At 61.0% G+C, this 17337-nt stretch carries 20 protein-coding genes and 5 tRNA genes; 4 read left to right on the top strand and 21 right to left on the bottom strand.

Annotated elements, in window-relative coordinates:
- Window positions 1–25: 25 nt before the first annotated feature.
- The 21 genes from secE to ACIX9_RS04530 form a co-directional block, all read right to left on the bottom strand.
- On the bottom strand, window positions 26–283 hold the full coding sequence (secE, locus tag ACIX9_RS04630; RefSeq protein ID WP_013579311.1) for a preprotein translocase subunit SecE: 258 nt from the start codon (window positions 281–283) through the stop codon (window positions 26–28).
- Window positions 284–323: 40 nt separating this feature from the next.
- Window positions 324–399 (bottom strand) — tRNA-Trp (locus ACIX9_RS04625).
- 40 nt (window positions 400–439) lie between these two features.
- Window positions 440–589 carry a 50S ribosomal protein L33 gene (gene rpmG / locus ACIX9_RS04620; protein WP_013579310.1) on the bottom strand — a complete coding sequence of 50 codons (150 nt, stop codon included), beginning with the start codon at window positions 587–589 and terminating at the stop codon, window positions 440–442.
- Window positions 590–794: 205 nt separating this feature from the next.
- Entirely contained in the window at window positions 795–1421 is a 627-nt protein-coding gene (locus tag ACIX9_RS04615) for a Uma2 family endonuclease (RefSeq protein WP_013579309.1), read from the bottom strand.
- A gap of 94 nt (window positions 1422–1515) precedes the next feature.
- Window positions 1516–2703, bottom strand: a complete 1188-nt coding sequence (gene tuf, locus ACIX9_RS04610) for an elongation factor Tu (RefSeq protein WP_013579308.1) — start codon at window positions 2701–2703, stop codon at window positions 1516–1518.
- A gap of 102 nt (window positions 2704–2805) precedes the next feature.
- Window positions 2806–3138: a hypothetical protein gene (locus ACIX9_RS04605; RefSeq protein ID WP_013579307.1), complete on the bottom strand. Its 333-nt coding sequence runs from the start codon at window positions 3136–3138 to the stop codon at window positions 2806–2808.
- A gap of 49 nt (window positions 3139–3187) precedes the next feature.
- Window positions 3188–3262: transfer RNA gene (locus ACIX9_RS04600), tRNA-Gly, on the bottom strand.
- A 29-nt stretch (window positions 3263–3291) separates the two neighbouring features.
- Window positions 3292–3366, bottom strand: a tRNA-Thr gene (locus ACIX9_RS04595).
- A gap of 244 nt (window positions 3367–3610) precedes the next feature.
- Window positions 3611–3697: transfer RNA gene (locus ACIX9_RS04590), tRNA-Tyr, on the bottom strand.
- Between the two features lie 183 nt (window positions 3698–3880).
- A tRNA-Thr gene (locus ACIX9_RS04585) sits at window positions 3881–3956 on the bottom strand.
- Between the two features lie 143 nt (window positions 3957–4099).
- Window positions 4100–5047, bottom strand: a complete 948-nt coding sequence (locus ACIX9_RS04580; RefSeq protein ID WP_013579306.1) for a hypothetical protein — start codon at window positions 5045–5047, stop codon at window positions 4100–4102.
- 41 nt (window positions 5048–5088) lie between these two features.
- Window positions 5089–5973 (bottom strand): hypothetical protein, encoded by an 885-nt coding sequence (locus ACIX9_RS04575; RefSeq protein ID WP_157477303.1) that lies wholly within the window; start codon window positions 5971–5973, stop codon window positions 5089–5091.
- A 187-nt stretch (window positions 5974–6160) separates the two neighbouring features.
- Entirely contained in the window at window positions 6161–7633 is a 1473-nt protein-coding gene (locus ACIX9_RS04570) for a PQQ-dependent sugar dehydrogenase (protein WP_013579304.1), read from the bottom strand.
- Window positions 7634–7790: 157 nt separating this feature from the next.
- Entirely contained in the window at window positions 7791–8237 is a 447-nt protein-coding gene (locus ACIX9_RS04565) for an MmcQ/YjbR family DNA-binding protein (RefSeq protein ID WP_013579303.1), read from the bottom strand.
- 133 nt (window positions 8238–8370) lie between these two features.
- Entirely contained in the window at window positions 8371–8778 is a 408-nt protein-coding gene (locus ACIX9_RS04560) for a helix-turn-helix domain-containing protein (RefSeq protein ID WP_013579302.1), read from the bottom strand.
- 183 nt (window positions 8779–8961) lie between these two features.
- Window positions 8962–9804, bottom strand: a complete 843-nt coding sequence (locus ACIX9_RS04555) for a rhomboid family intramembrane serine protease (protein WP_013579301.1) — start codon at window positions 9802–9804, stop codon at window positions 8962–8964.
- A gap of 19 nt (window positions 9805–9823) precedes the next feature.
- Window positions 9824–10324: a hypothetical protein gene (locus ACIX9_RS04550; protein WP_013579300.1), complete on the bottom strand. Its 501-nt coding sequence runs from the start codon at window positions 10322–10324 to the stop codon at window positions 9824–9826.
- Window positions 10325–10420: 96 nt separating this feature from the next.
- A complete protein-coding gene (locus ACIX9_RS04545) occupies window positions 10421–11461 on the bottom strand; it encodes an MBL fold metallo-hydrolase (RefSeq protein ID WP_013579299.1) in 1041 nt (346 codons plus the stop codon).
- 42 nt (window positions 11462–11503) lie between these two features.
- The gene (locus tag ACIX9_RS04540; RefSeq protein ID WP_013579298.1) at window positions 11504–11761 is read right to left on the bottom strand and encodes a hypothetical protein; all 258 of its coding nucleotides are present in this window, start codon (window positions 11759–11761) and stop codon (window positions 11504–11506) included.
- The gene (locus tag ACIX9_RS04535) at window positions 11758–12225 is read right to left on the bottom strand and encodes a MaoC family dehydratase (protein WP_013579297.1); all 468 of its coding nucleotides are present in this window, start codon (window positions 12223–12225) and stop codon (window positions 11758–11760) included. The genes ACIX9_RS04540 and ACIX9_RS04535 overlap by 4 nt, the downstream gene beginning before the upstream one ends.
- 25 nt (window positions 12226–12250) lie before the next feature.
- Window positions 12251–13039, bottom strand: coding sequence for a Stp1/IreP family PP2C-type Ser/Thr phosphatase (locus ACIX9_RS04530; protein ID WP_041597422.1), 789 nt, complete (start codon window positions 13037–13039; stop codon window positions 12251–12253).
- 137 nt (window positions 13040–13176) lie between these two features.
- Between ACIX9_RS04530 and ACIX9_RS04525 the strand changes: the two genes are divergently transcribed.
- The 4 genes from ACIX9_RS04525 to ACIX9_RS04510 all read left to right on the top strand — a co-directional run bounded on the left by ACIX9_RS04525 (window position 13177) and on the right by ACIX9_RS04510 (window position 17292).
- Window positions 13177–14088: a DNA-methyltransferase gene (locus ACIX9_RS04525; protein WP_013579295.1), complete on the top strand. Its 912-nt coding sequence runs from the start codon at window positions 13177–13179 to the stop codon at window positions 14086–14088.
- A gap of 4 nt (window positions 14089–14092) precedes the next feature.
- Window positions 14093–14566, top strand: a complete 474-nt coding sequence (locus ACIX9_RS04520) for a vitamin K epoxide reductase family protein (RefSeq protein ID WP_013579294.1) — start codon at window positions 14093–14095, stop codon at window positions 14564–14566.
- Window positions 14567–14576: 10 nt separating this feature from the next.
- Window positions 14577–15521 (top strand): radical SAM protein, encoded by a 945-nt coding sequence (locus ACIX9_RS04515; protein ID WP_013579293.1) that lies wholly within the window; start codon window positions 14577–14579, stop codon window positions 15519–15521.
- A 268-nt stretch (window positions 15522–15789) separates the two neighbouring features.
- On the top strand, window positions 15790–17292 hold the full coding sequence (locus ACIX9_RS04510; protein ID WP_013579292.1) for a cellulose synthase family protein: 1503 nt from the start codon (window positions 15790–15792) through the stop codon (window positions 17290–17292).
- Window positions 17293–17337 lie beyond the last annotated feature (45 nt).

Below are 17337 nucleotides of genomic sequence, written 5' to 3'. Positions count from 1 at the left end.
TGCCTTTGTGTTGCGGGAGCTGAACTTATTTAGCCAGGTGCTTGAAGAGCACGTCGATGGTGTGGCCGACCGCGAAGTCCACCAAGGCGAAGTATGCCGCGAAGATGAAGACCGTGATGATGACGACGATGGTGGTGGACTGAACCTCGTCGCGTGAAGGGGTGATCACCTTCTTCATCTCGGAGCGAACGTCGTGCAGGAACTCGCCCAGACGGGCGGGGCCGCTCTTGAGCTGCTGAAGTCCGGTGCTTGGCTGATCTACGACTGCCATTGTCTTGGCCATAACGCTGCCTCTTGAATCTTCTGACTGGGTAAAGATGAACTGGCGGGGGAGCTCGGATTCGAACCGAGAAGTTCGGTTTTGGAGACCGACAGTTTAACCGTTGAGCTTACTCCCCCGGCTTGCGGGGCGAGCTAAAAGCCCGGTCCCGCGTGAAAACTACTTGGTTTCCTTGTGATCCGTGTGCTTGCGGCACGTGTTGCAGAACTTCGAGAACTCGAGGCGGCCGGTGGTGGTCTTCTTGTTCTTGGTCGTCGAATAGTTCCGGTTCTTGCACTCGGGGCACTGCAGAGTGATGATTTCACGCATGGTTGATCTCCTGTACTTCTACTTCAAATTTGGCCAGCCACCTCGGCTGGCGAGCAGCGTGCTTGCCAAGGCTGGCACGCCGCGACGCAGGCTGGTAAGGGAGCCTGCAACCCTGAATCCTGATTGTAACGGAGGAAGAGCGGTCAGGCCACGCTCAACTGTTCTATTATCCACGAAAATGGCTGGAAATGCCACCCCCTCGGAGCTACTTTGCCCAAAGGCGTGAGGTTTCCAGTCGAAACCCCGCGACGACGGCATCCGCCTCCACCCAATCAGGCCGATCTAGCACCTCAACCGCAGAGTGAGGCCGGTAGACACTCACAGTCGCGCTGAAAGGATCAATCATCCACGCGAGCTGCGCACCATTTGCAATCCACATTTCCATCTTGGCTTGCAAGGTGGCGCGGCTGTCGGTTTCAGACAGGATTTCTACGAGAAACTCCGGGCAGAGTGGGGGAAAGCGGCGCCTTTCCGCATCAGTTAAAGCGTTGATACGGGCGTCCGAGATCCAGGAGGAGTCAGGACTCCTTACAGAAGAATCCGCCATGGTGAAGCCCGTGTCACAACTAACGCAAACACCGCCATGCTCTTCTGCCCAATTGCCCAGAACACGCATCACAAGAAGCTCGCGCTGACCTCCATCAAACCCTACCGGCGACATAATCTCCAACTCTCCGTCTGCATTACGCTCGATTCGATAGGGCCGGTTACGGCGGGAAAAAGCAATCAACTCCTCATCTGTCATGGGCTCCGGGAGACGCAATACCACAGGCATAGGCAAACCTGCCAGGGACGCCTGAATGAGTACCGGAGATTCCGCGAGTGCAGCCATGCTGCCTATTCTAAGCCCATCTTTTGTACGATCCACAAACACAAAGGCGGCGAGCCGAAGCTCGCCGCCTTTCACTGCATTTCGTTGCTCTTGATTACTTGATGATCTCCGAGATCGTTCCAGCGCCTACGGTCCTTCCACCCTCACGGATGGCGAAGCGCAGACCCTTCTCCATGGCGACCGGCGTGTGCAGCGTGATCTCAAGCTGGATGTTATCTCCAGGCATGCACATCTCGGTGCCCTCCGGCAGCTTGGCCGAACCCGTTACGTCCGTGGTACGGAAGTAGAACTGGGGGCGGTAGCCGTTGAAGAACGGAGTGTGACGTCCGCCTTCTTCCTTGCTCAGAACGTAAACCTCGCCCTTGAACTCGGTGTGCGGCTTGATCGAACCCGGCTTGGCCAGAACCATGCCGCGCTGAACCGCTTCCTTGGCAACGCCGCGGAGCAGGAGACCCGCGTTGTCGCCGGCCAGACCTTCGTCCAGCTGCTTCTTGAACATCTCGACGCCGGTGCAGACCGTAGCCTGCGTGTCGCCAAAGCCGACGATCTCGCATGCTTCGCCAACCTTGACCTTACCGCGCTCGATACGACCCGTGACCACAGTTCCACGACCCGAGATCGAGAAGATATCCTCGATAGGCATCAGGAACGGCAGGTTGATCGCACGCTCGGGCTGGGGGATGTACTGGTCGACAGCAGCCATGAGCTCGTCGATCTTCGCCTCCCACTGAGGCTCGCCGTTGAGCGCGCCCAGAGCCGAACCACGGATGATCGGGGTGTCGTCGCCGGGGTAGTCGTACTTCGACAGAAGCTCGCGAACTTCCATCTCAACCAGCTCGATGAGCTCTTCGTCTTCAACGGCATCGCACTTGTTCAGGAACACGACGATGTACGGAACGCCAACCTGACGCGCGAGCAGAACGTGCTCCTTGGTCTGGGGCATCGGGCCGTCGGTCGCGGCAACCACCAGGATTGCGCCGTCCATCTGCGCGGCTCCGGTGATCATGTTCTTGATGTAGTCGGCGTGGCCCGGGCAGTCGACGTGCGCGTAGTGGCGGTTGGCCGTCTCGTACTCGACGTGCGAGGTGGCGATGGTGATACCGCGCTCACGCTCTTCCGGTGCGTTGTCGATCGTGTCGAACGAACGGAACGTGTTGTTCGGGTTGTGCTTGGACAGAACCTTCGTGATCGCAGCCGTCAGCGTGGTCTTGCCATGGTCGATGTGACCCACAGTGCCGATGTTGACGTGAGGTTTAGACCGGTCAAACTTTTCCTTGCCCATGATGCTCTCCGTAATGCTGATTTGATAACTCTGAAGAAATCGTGCCGGGTGGAAGACCGGCTGCCTCTGAATTCGTAGCGGCTCAGGCCGCCAGGTGCAAACTCAGTAGTACGCGTACAACTTGAAAAACTTGTTTCGCAGCTCCGGGGAGACGCGCTCCAGGCTGGCGAGGTAGTACTCGCGAATCTGGCCCTGGTCTCCGTTGTCGAGCTGGTTGTACTCCGCTTTTGTGTTCACACCGAGGAGGCCTTTGCCAAGCACAGTCTCGAAGTCACGAATACGGAGTCCGCCACGATCCAGGGACTTCAGGAAATCAGGAACCCGGCCATTGGAAAACGACGCCTCAATGGTCGAGCGGACCGAGCTATACGCCTTGGGATCGCCGATGGGAAGGATGGGCTGCTCGTGCAAGCCATTGATGTTGGTGGTGCTCAAACGGAGACTCCTGACGGGCCGTGGCCTGAAGACGTGGCCTGGAAACTTATGGAGCGGGAGACGGGAATCGGACCCGCGACCAACAGCTTGGAAGGCTGTGACTCTACCACTGAGTTACTCCCGCTTGCGCTGCTAAAACAAGTCGAAAAATTATGGAGCTGACGGAGAGGCTTGAACTCTCGACCTCTCCCTTACCAAGGGAGTGCTCTACCACTGAGCTACGCCAGCCTGTGTTGCAAACAACTTTACTATCCTACCGCGAACTGAACCTTCCGAGTGCAACGCGGAAGGCAAAAAACGCCAACAGGATGAAAGTAAGTGACCTGTACCTGCCCGGCTCCATCGTAAAGTACACAGCGGCGGCCAAAGCTCCGAGTATTGCCAGCGCGACGATCATTCTTCCGCTGCCGGCGGGACTCAGATCCACAACCAACCTCAATCCTTACGATCAAACCAGACCGGTGAAGGTAAATGGTGCACAGGGGAGGATTCGAACCTCCGTAACTCGAAGAGTGGCAGATTTACAGTCTGCTGCCATTAACCGCTCGGCCACCTGTGCACATCCTGCAGCCTGTTTCGTACCGTGAACGTGCAGCCGCACTAACCGCTCAGGAGACTTTTAGGTCTGGAGGGAGAGTGAAGATGTTCGAGCCAGAAATGCGCTCGAGTTCGTAGCTTGAAACAGACGGCACAACCAACATCCGTGCTGTCCTGCTTTACTGCTTTTGCTGGCTGAGAAGACTGGAGCTGACGAAGGGATTTGAACCCCCGACCCTCTGATTACAAATCAGATGCTCTACCAGCTGAGCTACGCCAGCCCAAACAGCGCTCTTACAGTGTACCCAAAACTGACTCGCCAAGTGTATAGACGTGCCCGCGCTGAGTGCGCCGCAAGACTTGACTTTAGCATAGCCGGAGGGCGGAGGCAAGGCTCGCCGGGCAGCCGCCCATCCGCTTATTTCTAGTGCATGAAGGCGCTCATCAGCGCATCTCCTGGCAGAAGCGCCGTGATCTCCGCACGGCTCTTCTTCTGCTCGATCTTCACCGAATCCACAAACTGCTTGACCGCCTTATCCTCCGGCGTGCGAGCCTCCGGCTGCATCGCCTGGAACAACCCCAGAAGCTGCGTCAGGGCCGCTGCCGACTGCAGCGCGTCGCCGTCGCTGGCGGTGATCTCGTCGATCTTCAGCTTGAAGCCCTGCAGGCTTGCCACAAACGTGGCATCCGCGGGCACGGGCAACTGCATGCCCATGACCTGGATTCGCCCGCCCTCACTGAACGGCAAGCCGATCCTCCCGATGCCCCAGATACTTGAGAAAGCAGGCACCTCCGAGTAACGCGCAGACAGCAGCGAACTCCCCGCAAACGGGCTGGCCCCAGCACGCTCCCGATCCACGATGGAATGGATCTGCTCCGGCGTGGGCATATTGCTGGCGGCGATCATGTCGTACCCCAGCATTACGACCCTGAGGGTTCGCCCCTCCGATGGAATCGCGTAGATGGTGCGGTCGGCGTACGTCTCCTTGTTAGCCGCTGCCGATGCCAGGTACTTCGCCAGCCGGTCATGATCGAAGCGCCCTTCAAAGACCTCAGAGAAGGCCACCAGGCCATTGGCTCCGTTGGGATTGCTCATGCGGTGCAGGGCAAACGCAGCCGAGTCAAGATCCCGCTCCGCGACGATTCCCGTGGCATCGACGAACTGTTGATAGCTGGCCGATCTTGCCACGCTGGTGCGGTCGAAGTGCGTCGCCGCCCGCAGCGGCTTCAGGCTCACGTACACCATGGCGTCCGACTCCGGCAGCAGCCGCGCCACCTCCGGAGGAGCCTTCCAGCGCAGATAAAGCGCTACCGCCAACGCAACGAGAACGGCCAGAACGGCGAGCAGGGTGTAGCGGCTTTGCTTTCGCATCTCGCATGAGTCTTACAGAACCCGGGCCAAGATGGAAGAACCTACTTCTTGCCAACCTTGCGGTCGTCCTCGCTGATGGCGAAGGTGTAGATCTTGCCGCCGTTGGTGACGTTCCCCGTGCCCGGCGGCAGAACCCCGAACTCTCCGCCCGGCAGATCCTCCGGGAGACTAAACGTATACGTGTGCGGAGCCGTCTTCACCGCCTTGAAGGGCACCTCGTCCCGCTTGGCGCCGCCGGTGGAATGAAAGACTCCGCCGGTCAGCGTGCGGAACTCGCGATCCTTTGAGTTCAGCCGGAACTGCAGCAGATCGTATTCCTCCGACGTCACCCCGTCCGGCGTGTAGATGAGGAACTCCACCGGACGCGAGAGCAGGAGCTTCGACTCGCGTCCGAAGACGACGCCATTCATGTCCTTGCTGATAATGCCATAGGTGACGGTCGACTTGATGAAGCCGCCCGACTTCGAATGCACGAGCTCCGTCTCCATCAACGTCCAGCGTCCCTGCCGATCCTTGTAATACACCCCCGGCTCATTCACATCGGAGAGGACGACCGGCGCGACCGGGACGTTCGTAATCTGCCGCCGGGACTTGTTTGCGACGGCGTTGACCATCGACGAGATGACTTCTTCCGAGACGCCGGCCTGTTTGAGCGCGATCAAGGCGTCCGGCGTCACGTTGTAGTCGCCCGGCTGCGCGTTGATCGTCTGCAGGACCAGGCCGTCTCCCAACCCGGCCTTCACCATGCGGAGGACCGCGTCGTTATTCATCAGGGCAGGCTCAGGAGACTTTGCAAGGGCCGGTGCGGTGCCGATCGCCTGCGGGCCCTCCAGGATACCCGGGGCCTCGGCCGTGTGCTGCGGCGTCTGCGCGGTGCAGAGGGTGGTGATGGACAGGATCAGGGAAAGAAGCAATCTACGTTTCAAGGTCTACCCACCAGAGCACAGTGATTTCAAAGCAGCCGGATCGTGCCAGCCTAGCACGGCCCTTCCCTCTATTCGACGATTGCCAGCGCGATCCGCTTACATGCCCAGCAAGGAGCAAGGAAGATAGGCACAAAAGAAAACCCCACGTCCCGGAGGAGGGACATGGGGTTTCTTATTTGCGGCGAAGCTAGTTGCTGGCGGTAGTGGTCTTGCTGCCAGTGTAGGTGACGTGCCAGACGCTGCGGCTGCCGTCGTCGGTCACGAAGAGGCTGCCGTCCGTGCCGACGGTGACGCCTACGGGGCGACCCCAGACCTGGCCGTCAGGAGTGACGAAGCCGGTCAGGAAGTCCTGATAGGAACCTTCTGCTTTGCCTGCGTGGATAGGAGCCATGATGACCTCATAGCCACCACGGTGAGCGCGGTTCCAGGAGCCATGCTCGGCGGCGAAGATATTGCCGTCATAGCTCATAGGGAAGGCGGTGGAGGCGTGGATGGTCTTGCCGGTCCCTTCTCCGCCGGGGTAGAAGAGCATCTGGAGCGAGGCCATATGCGGCTGGACGAGAATATCCGGCGTGCTGACCTTGCTGGCGATGTCCTCACGCTTGCAGTCCTTGGCAGCGGCTTCATCGAGCGCGGGCGCCTGGTGATTCGGGCCGGTGCCGTTGGCGCAGGGGAGCGGGAGGCGCGGGTCACGGTGTCCGCCCATGTAATACCAGGGCCAGCCGAAGAAGCTGTCCTCCTTGACCGAGGTGATGTAGTCCGGGACCAGGTTATTGCCAAGGTTGTCGCGCTCATTGACGGAGCACCAGAGCGATCCGGTGACCGGATTGATGGCCTCTCCAACGCAATTACGAATTCCAGAGGCGTAGACCTTCACGAACTTGCCCTCGGGCGTGAACTCGAGCACGTCAGCACGGTGGAACTCGCGGGAGTGGGTATCGGCATCATCGACGTTCGAGCCTGAGCCGACTGAGATCAGCATGTGCTCGCCACCCTTGGTGAAGACGACATCACGGGTCCAGTGACCGCCGCCACGAAGCTGCGCGTAGCCGGGGAGGTTGGGAACCAGGGTCTCGGGCGCGCCAGTGGCCTTGAGGTCACCGGCCTTGTAGGCGAAGCGGACGACGGTGGTGGTGTCGGCGACATAGACGTACTTGGGATTGACAGCCGGATAGAAGGCGATGCCGAAGGGATGATCGAGCCCCGTCGCGTACTGGGAGACGACCTTGGCTTTGCCGTCGGGGCCGGTGCCGCGAAGGACGAAGACGGTTCCGGCGGCGGAGTCTGAAACGAACAGATCGCCATTGGGAGCGGTGCGGATCAGGCGCGGCTCCCGGAAGGTGCCTTCCGTGGCCGGGCCTACGACCTGTTTCTTGTTTGCGCTTTGGCTGAGGGAGTTATCGCCGCCCGCGTAGAGGGTGACCTTGAAGCCTGCGGGCGCGATGGGCCACGCGTTGGTCGGCTTCTCGACGAGGGTGGGGCCGTTATCGACGGATTCGGTGGGCTTGGGTTCAGGAAGATCCCCGACGGTAATCTTCCGGGACGCGCCGGGCTTCTGCTGGGAGTAATCGGCGAAGGCAGCCTGGCCGGTCACCGTCTGGGCTGCGGCGGGGAGGGTGGCTGCGGCGAGTGCGAGGAGGGCTAGGGAGTGGGTTCGCATGGTGTGATGAGTTTAGATCAAGGCAATGGCTGGCGGGTTGCCATTTCAGATATCAGAAACCAAGCGCCAAAGCCCAGCGCGCCCGGGTATGAAAAGACAAGGGTTGGCGACGACGGAACGATCAGGAACACGAATCCGCTTCCCTCCCCTCCGCCTTTTACTTCTTCGCTTTCGCCTTTGACTTCTCTGCGAGCACCTTGCGGCGCTCCGTGATCAGCCGTTTCTGGGCCGCCTTGCTCATGGCCAGCACGGTCTTGACCTTGGGCGGCATCTTCTCAAAGGTGATGGCGTGCGCCGCCACAAAGGCTTCTTCCCACTCACGATCCCGAAACGCATCCCACCGCTCCGCCGAGACCCACTTCAGCCGCGCGAGATAAGGCGCCGGGACGAATCCCTCCACCTCCATCAACTCCGCAAACCGTTCCGCACCCACCGGAACCGTCATCGGATGCTGCATCGGCACCACACCCTCAGGGTTCATCATGGCGAACATCTTGCCGCCGATAGCCTTATCGCCCACCCAGAAGACCAACCCACCCCACTGCGCAGTCTCCACCACATTCGGCAAACCCAGCAAAAACGTCCGTGCCCGCTCAGCATTCATGCAAAAAGTCTAAGCCACACCCACCCAATATCGACACACAAAACGGGTGATACTCAGCGACTTGCATCCGCCTTTATCCGCCTTGAATCCCTTCTATCCGCGTTACGCCTTCCGCCAGGACCAGCACCTAACTCTAAGTCAAAGAAGTAGAAGCGAACTTCCGCACCATCGCCAGCAGCAGTCTGCGGTCACTATCAGACAGGTGAGCCGAGTAGCGTTGCACCTGCGTCAGGAATCGGATCTCTTCCTCGCTCAAATTCAGCGTCGAGACCTCCTTCTGCACCTGGTCCTCCGCAAAGAACTGCGAAAGCTGCAGATCCAGCGCGCCCGCAATCTTCTGCAGCGTCTCAAGCGAAGGAACCGTATGGCCGTTCTCGACGCGCGAAAGATAGCACCGCAGAAGGCCGGTGCGCTTCTCGATGTCGCCCTGCGACATGCCTCGCTGCAACCGGTAGTCGCGGATCGTGGTGCCGATATTCATCGAGATGGACTTCACGGGAACATCCGCCTGCTGTGGGAGAACTATTTGCATGTCAGCCATTAGCCGTAAAGTAACCTCCCCACACACCACAGGCAAGCCCAATCTGTGGACCAACTCACGATTTCCGTACCCACGCTGGTTCCACCACCCCTAACCTTCAACCAACGCTTGAACCCCTGGCAACGCTTGAACCACGAGCTTCATTAGCGGATCAGTCAATAGGCGATCATCGGAGAAAGAAAGCTAACGCATGTTGGCGATGCCGTAGCCGATGGCGGCGAGCAGAAACGCCGCGCCGAAGAAGACCAGCCTCTGCCGCCCCAGATACCGCTTTCGCCCCGCGGTCATCTTGGCCAGCAATCCCGGTCCAAGCGCCAGGCCTGCGGCAAACCCGCCAATGTGCGCGGAGTTATCGATCCGGATCGACCCGCCAAACATCGTCGCGCCGCCGATCACGATATTGATCACCGCAAAGCGCACAACCGAGGTTCGCAGCCTCTTAAGCTCTGACCAGGGGATGGGAAGCCGCTTGTTGGAGAGTAGGATGATCAGGATGCCGGCGATGCCAAACACCGCCCCGGACGCGCCTGCGCCGACGCCGGCGACGGCCTGCAGCGGCATATCGTAACGCTGCGCCGTCCACACGTCCCAGAAGACCGACAGCAGATTACCCGCGACACCTGTCAGCACGTAAACCGCAATCAGGCCCAGGGGCCCCAGCAACGGCTCGCCCAGCAGGCCGAGGTTCCACAGACACCACATATTCGTGCCGATGTGAATGATCCCAATGTGTACAAAAGTAGCCGTCAGCAACCGGTACCACTCGCCATTCAGCACATAGACCGACTGGTTCGCACCAAAGTGCATCAACTGCTCGGAGGTAGGCGAAAGCCAGCTTACCCCGGACAGCAGCATCCACAGATAAACCGCCACATTCACAGCCAGCAGCGAGTAAGTCCCCGGCGCGGAACGCGGGTCCCACTCACTGCGCACAGGCGTATCCGCAGGCTCGCCGGGAGCGTAAGCCTCCGCTACATCCGTAGCCGTACGGGGAGCAAGAATCTCGGATTCAGGGTCGTGGGGCATAGTCCAACTACAGGTTAGCCTATGCGCGGTTCTGGGCGTGACGGCTGAAGCGCTGACGCAGATCCGACGGCAGCCGTTGCTGCACGACGCCGGTCAAATAGCCCGGCAGCGGCGTGGCCACGGCCACCAGAATCCAAAGCGCGGTTGAAACCACCAGACCCGCAATCGCCGCAGCTTCCAACGAAATAGCCACCGCAGTCTGCCGCAGATGCACATGCACGCTGTCGATATGGGTCAGGATCTCAATACGCCGGATGACGACGGCAGCCAACAGAAACGCCAGAATCGAAAGCGTACTGACCATCAGTAAAAGAACGTCTATCGTTCTCGCCGCGCGCTGCCGATGTTTACAGTGAGCGCACTCAAACAGGTGCTGCTCATAGTCCGTCCGCATCTCCGGCGAGATGCTCGAAATGTCATACCGCCAGCCCGCCAGAATAGCGCCCACCACGGGATCGGTACACGACCCCGCACGCGCCGCACGCGAACTCTCGTTCGAAATCTGTCTGTCAGGATTCATCGGTACCCCTATCTTACAATGTTTGACTCCGCAGGGTGCCGGAAAGGTTCAACCCTTTCTGCACGCGGGGGTTACCCTACCTCTGCAAAGCTGGCCCTAAACCTGGATCGGGTCCAGCGGAGCGGCCTGCAAGGCCAGCAAAACTCTGTTCCCCAGCAGCGTCATCCGGTCCCCGATCGCTCGTTCCGCCGTAATCCGCGCCAGCTCCGGCACGTTGTTGCTCTCGGACAGGTGTCCCAGCACGATATACGCCGCCCCGCCGTCGTAGTCAGTCGCCAGAAACTCCGCCGTAGCATCGTTTGAGAGATGCCCCACCCGTGAAAGCACCCGCTGCTTCACCGACCACGGATAAGGCCCATCCTTCAGCATCTCCAGGTCGTGATTCGACTCCAGCAGCAGTACATCCACATTCTTCAGCGCAGCCTTCACATTCGGCGGCATATAGCCCAAGTCCGTCGCCAGCGCCATCCTGACCCCGTCACCCAGCGACTCGAACACGAAGCCGCACGGATCGGACGCATCGTGCGGAATCGTAAACGGACAGATTTCGAGATCACCAATAGAAAACTGACGCCCCGCCACAAAGTACTCGACCGCCGGCAGGTAGGCGGGATCGGCCTTCACCTTTGCCGGAGTTGCTGGATCGCAGTCCTCCAGGTCATCCACCGGAAGCTCAAACGTAGGATTCGGATCGTCAGACCGGTTCACCACCGGATCGAACACCGCCGCCTCAGCCGAGACCGCAGCAATCGACTCCAGCTCCGCCCCGCCCGGCACCGAGTACTGCGGCACCTTCGCCTTCAAAGCTTCCTTTTGCGATTGATACTGATCCAGCCACTTCGCATACGTCATCGTCGTCCGAGGCGTCAACATCCTCACCCACGCGCGATGCGTCTGCTCCGTAAAGAACACCGGAATCTTCAACCGCCGAGCCAGCACCGCAAGCCCGGCCACATGGTCCAGATGCTCATGCGTGATCAGGATCGCGTCGAGCTTCTCCGGGTCCTCGCCCACCACGGCCATCCGCCGCAGCAGCTCCCGGCAGGAGAGCCCCGCATCCACCAGCACCCGAGTTCGCTCGCTGGCAATCACGGTCGAATTCCCCTTCGACCCAGAAGCCAGTACAGTCATGCGCATTTGGTTAACATACGCCGCTCCCCTGAGGAGAACAAACGGCGATTATTCGGACGAGTAATCCACACCAGGAATCCGTGCCACCCGGCTGATATCCGCCAGCAGAAATGACTCGCCCGTGTTGCTCGTCGCCACAAAAACCCCATCCGGCTCCCGCAAAACCCGCAGCACAAACACGTCCGGGGTGGGCGGCTCGTCCACCACCATGACGATCTCCGCAAAGAACTGCTCGCCCGCCACCAGCTCAATCGCCAGCACCCGGTCGACGCTCTCCTTCAGCACCTCAATGTCTTCAGCCGTCATGCCTGCACGAACGCCGCCCGCACCGGAGCCAGAAAGTTGACCGTCGAGCGCAGTACAACCTCGTTCCGCTGGTTATAAGCCAGGGTCGTCGTCTTCACGATCCCGTAGTTCTTGCGTGAGGTCGACTGCCTTACGCTGACGACCTCAATCTCCGTCCGCAGCGTATCCCCCGGCCGGACCGGCTCCGTCCAGCGCATCTCATCCACGCCAGCGCCGATCATCCCGCCAAACACCTTCACAGACTCCACCCGCAGTCGCATCACGATCGCCGCGGTCAGCCAGCCGGACGCCGCCAGCCCCTTGAAGAACGAGTTCTCCCCCGCAGCCTCATCCAGGTGGAACGGCTGCGGATCGTAGCGCGCGCCGAACTCCTTGATCTCCTCCGCGGTCACCTTCGCGGAGCCGGCTGAATGAAACTTCTGTCCCACCTGAAAGTCTTCGAAGTAAAGCTCGCTGTTCGGCATGAAATCCCCTTGCAAGGAGGATAGCCTAACTGAGCGAGAGCAGCAGTACGGTGATGTTATCCCCGCCGCCCGCGTCGTTCGCCTCCGCGATCAGCACCTGGCACAGGCTCTCCAGGTTCACCGGATTGCCCTTGCTCACGGCTCGCGTCATCGCTGCGGCGATATCCCTATCCTTAAGCTCGCGAGTCAGCCCATCGGACGCAAGCAGGTACAGATCCCCGCTCTCGTACTCCAGGTGCTGGATCTCCGGCTCCACCTGCGCGTTTGAGCCCACCGCCCGCGTGATGATGTTCCGCATCGGATGAATCTCCGCCTCATAAGGCGTAATCTGCCCCGCGCGCACCTGCTCCTCCACCAGCGAGTGGTCCTGCGTCAACTGCCGCAGCTCCCCGCCTCGAAACAGGTAACATCGGCTGTCCCCCACATGCGCCAGCGTCAGCGAGGGCCTCCCCGTCGGGTTCCCCGGCGCGACCTCCAGCAGCAGCGCGACCAGCGTCGTCCCCATCCCATGCAACTCCGGAAAAGTGCGCGAGTGCTGATACACGGCCTGGTTGGCGGCGTGAATCGCCGTATCCAGCCGGATATCCGGCGTCGACGTCCTCGGCGTCTTCTTCGGATCACCCTCTGGAGCAAGCTGCGCCAGAAAGGTCTCGGCCGCCAGTTTGCTTGCCACCTCACCCGCCGCCGCGCCGCCCATGCCATCGCAGACGACGAACACGCCGCCCTCCGGAGCAGCCGCGCAGGTATCCTCGTTGCCCTTGCGGACCCGGCCCTGGTGCGAGAGCATCGCGTAACTGAATAGTTTCGAGTTCATGTTGGCAGAAAAGAATCGCTGGCGAAAACGATACACCCACCGGTACATACGTCCAAGCACTGCCATAATCTCAAGTGTATAAGCCAGAGTCGTCCCGTCTCAGTACGGGACAAAGCATTCAGATGCATAGAGGTGGAATGAACCGGATCGTGCTCGGAGAAAATCTCGCTGTCCTCAAGACCTTACCCGCGCACTCGGCGGATCTCATCTACATCGATCCCCCCTTCAACACCGGCAAAACCCAGTTCCGCCGCCGCATGAAGACCGTCACCGACGCCGAAGGCGACCGCACCGGCTTCGGCGGACGCCGCTTCCGCACTGAGATCCTCGACGACGGCCTAGCCGGCTACCTCGACAGCTTCGACGACTACATCGGCTTCCTCCGCCCGCGCATGATTGAAGCCCGCCGCATCCTCACCCCCACCGGCTCGCTCTTCCTCCACGTAGACCCACGCGAGGTCCACTACTGCAAGGTCATGCTGGACGAGGTCTTCGGCCGCCCCTGCTTCCAGAACGAGATCATCTGGGCCTACGACTATGGCGCACGCACCAGCAAACGCTGGCCCGCCAAACACGACAACCTCCTCTGGTACACCCGCGATCCCAAACGCTTCACCTTCGACCTCAACGCCACCGACCGCATCCCCTACATGGCCCCCCGCCTGGTCGGCGCAGCCAAGACCGCCCGCGGCAAGACCCCCACCGACGTCTGGTGGCACACCATCGTCAGCCCAACGGGCAAGGAAAAGACCGGCTACGCCACCCAGAAGCCCGTCAACATGCTGGAGCGCATCGTCCGCGTCCACTCCCGCCCCGGCGACCGCGTGCTCGACTTCTTCGCCGGCAGCGGCACCACCGGAGAGGCCGCCCAGCGCAACGACCGCAGCTTCCTCCTCATCGATCAAAGCCCTGAAGCAATCAAAGTCATGGAGAAGCGTCTAAACCTCAAGGCCGAAAAAGCCGAACGCACCCACACCCGCAAACGCACCGCGGCCAAAGCCGTCGCCAAGCCTCCAATCAGGCCCAAAGCCGAACCGAAAGTAAAATAACCTCATGGCTCCTCGCATCCTGCGCTTCCTGATCGCCGCCCTCGCCCTTGCCGGGCTTTACGTCAGCGTCCTCGCCCTTCGCGTCCACAACATGGACCCGAGCCTCGCCCCGCCCTGCGCCGTCACGGAAAAGTTCGACTGCGGCACCGTCAATCACTCGCGCTTCGCCGTCTTCCCGCCCCGCGCCTTTGACGAGGACCCCGCCAGCACCAAGCTCCACATCCCCGTCGCCACCATCGGCATCGCGGGTTACTCTCTCATGCTGATCCTCGCGCTGCTGGGCCGCTTCTCGCTCGTCCTCATCCTGGCCGAGATCGGCTTCGCCAGCGCCTCCTTCCTCAGCTATCTGGAGGCCTACGTCATCCAGAAGTGGTGTATCTACTGCCTCTGGTCCCAGACCATCGTCACCACCCTGCTCCTCGCCACGATCCTCGCCGTCTACCTCACTCGACGCGCCTCACGCACCTTGACGGCGTAAACTGGAACCTATGGGAATCACCGCAGCACAGGCTCTCGACTGCTTCCGCTCAGACGACCTCATCGGCATCGGCATGGAGGCCGACGCAGTCCGCCGCACCCTCCACCCTGAAGGCGTCGTCTCCTACCTCATCGACCGCCGCATCGAGCTCAAGCCAACAGAAGACCTCCTGCCTGCGCTCCTGAACCAGGCCCGCCAGGCCGCCGACACCGGAGCCACCGGTCTCACCCTCATCGACGCCTCCCCCCTCGGCCTCCCGCTCGAAACCCTCGAATACCTCCTCACCGCCCTCCGCCAGCACCATCCGCACCTCTGGCTCCACGGCCTCGACGCCACCAAACTCCTCACCCTCCCCGAGGCCTCCGACCTCCCGCTCCTACTCACCCGCCTCAAGGACGCCGGCCTCGACTCCATCACCGGAGAAGACGCCGCCATCCTGGACGACGAAGCCCGCGAGATCCTCAAATCCCCACTCTGCGAATCCGCCGAATGGCTCAACTTCCACCGCACCGCCCACCAGCTAGGCCTGCGCTCCTCTGCCTCCATGCTCTTCGGCTTCGGTGAGACCTCAGAGCAGCGCGTAGCCCATCTCGAAGCCCTCCGCACCCTCCAGGCCGAGACCGGCGGCTTCTCCAGCTTCTCCCTCGCCGCGCACCTCCCTACCCCGCAGCAGCGCCAGCAGGGCCTGGAAGAGCCCACCAGCGTCGAGTCCCTCAAGACCCTCGCCATCGCCCGCATGGTCCTGGACAACATCGAAAACATCCAGACCGAAGCCTCCGCCCACGGCCTCAAGGTCCTCCAGATGGCCCTCCGCTTCGGCTCAAACGACGCCGGCTCCGTCATGTCCGCCACCGGCTTAGGAGCCACCGAAGAAGAGCTCCGCCGCCTCATCCGCGACGCCGGCTTCCGCCCCGTCCAGCGCGACACCCCCTACCACACCCTCTTCCTCACCTAGCCCTGTCCCTCCGCGCCCTCGCATTTCCCTCTGTGCCCTCCGTGGTTCGCTTTTCCCCTCCTCTCATCACGTAAAATCATCAGGAATCTACTACCGGAGCCCCACCCTGATCCTGACCCCCAACCCTCTCGGAGCGCTGCTCGCCTTTCTCGTAGCCCCCAAGGGCCTGAGCCAGTACATCAAGCACCACTACACAGACCGCACCTTCGACCACCTCTACCGCCTCAACACCTTCGATCTCTGCCTCCTGATCCCGTACTTCTTCGTCATGATCATCCTGGCGTTCTACGGCATCCACCGCTATCAGCTCGTCTGGCTCTACTTCAAGAACAAGAAGAACGCCGCCAAATGGCGCGAGCCAGTAGCCCGCTTCGACGAGGCCAATCTCCCCTTCGTCACCATCCAGCTCCCCAGCTACAACGAGCAGTTCGTCATCGAGCGCCTCATCCAGGCCTGCTGCAAGCTCGATTACCCCCGCGACCGCTTCGAGATCCAGCTCCTCGACGACTCCACCGACGAGACCGTAGAGGTCGCCCGTGAGATCGTCGAGCGCTACGCCGCCGGCTTCGAAGGCATGCCCCCGCAGCCCATCTTCTACGTCCACCGCACCAACCGCTACGGCTTCAAGGCCGGCGCGCTCGACGAAGGCCTCCGCACCGCACGCGGCGAGTTCGTCGCCATCTTCGACGCAGACTTCGTCCCCCCGCCCATGTGGGTCATGCAGGTCATCCACCACTTCGCCGAGCCCGAAATCGGCATGGTCCAGACCCGTTGGACCCACCTCAACCGCAACTACTCCTTCCTCACCCAGGTCGAAGCCATCCTCCTTGACGGCCACTTCGTCCTGGAGCACGGCGGCCGCAGCCGCGCCGGAGTCTTCTTCAACTTCAACGGCACCGCCGGCATGTGGCGCACCAAGGTCATCGCAGAGGCCGGTGGCTGGCAGCACGACACCCTCACAGAAGACACAGACCTCTCCTACCGCGCCCAGATGATCGGCTGGAAGTTCAAATACCTCCAGGACGTCGAGTGCCCTGCCGAGCTCCCCATCGAGATGACCGCCTTCAAAACCCAGCAAGCCCGCTGGGCCAAGGGCCTCATCCAGACCGGCAAAAAGATCCTCCCCCGCGTCATGAAGTCGGACGCCCCCTTCCACACCAAGCTGGAGGCCTGGTACCACCTCACCGCCAACCTCAGCTACCCGCTGATGATCGTCCTCAGCACCCTGCTCATGCCCGCCATGATCATCCGCAGCTACCAGGGCTGGGTCCAGATGATGCTGATCGACTTCCCCCTCTTCATGGCCAGCACCATGTCCGTCTCGTCCTTTTATCTCGTCAGCCAGAAGGAACTCTTTCCCCGCCGCTGGACCCGCACCTTCCTCTACCTGCCCTGCCTGATGGGTCTCGGCGTAGGCCTGACGATCACCAACACCAAGGCCGTCCTCGAAGCCCTCTTCGGCGTCCAGAGCGCCTTCGCCCGAACCCCTAAGGCCGGCATCCGCAAGAAGGGTGAAAAATCCCAGGCCCACAAGTACCGCAAACGCCTCGGCATCGTCCCCTGGATCGAGCTCCTCATCGGCTGTTACTTCGCCTTCACCATCTGGTACGCCATCACCAGCGAGAACTACTTCACAGTCCCCTTCCTGGTCCTGTTCGTCTTCGGCTACTGGTACACCGGCCTCCTCAGCCTCCTGCAGGGACGCTTCGACTGGCTAGGCCCCCGCTCCCAGGGCGAGACGCACGAGAAGCCCTACCCCGTCGGCATCTAAACTTCAGGCAGATCGTCATAGCTAACTTAGCCATGTGAGCGTATT

It is taken from the genome of Granulicella tundricola MP5ACTX9 (assembly GCF_000178975.2).
Lineage (GTDB): Bacteria > Acidobacteriota > Terriglobia > Terriglobales > Acidobacteriaceae > Edaphobacter > Edaphobacter tundricola.
Note: the sequence above shows the minus strand (reverse complement) of the source record. Positions and strands in the feature narration are given on the sequence as shown.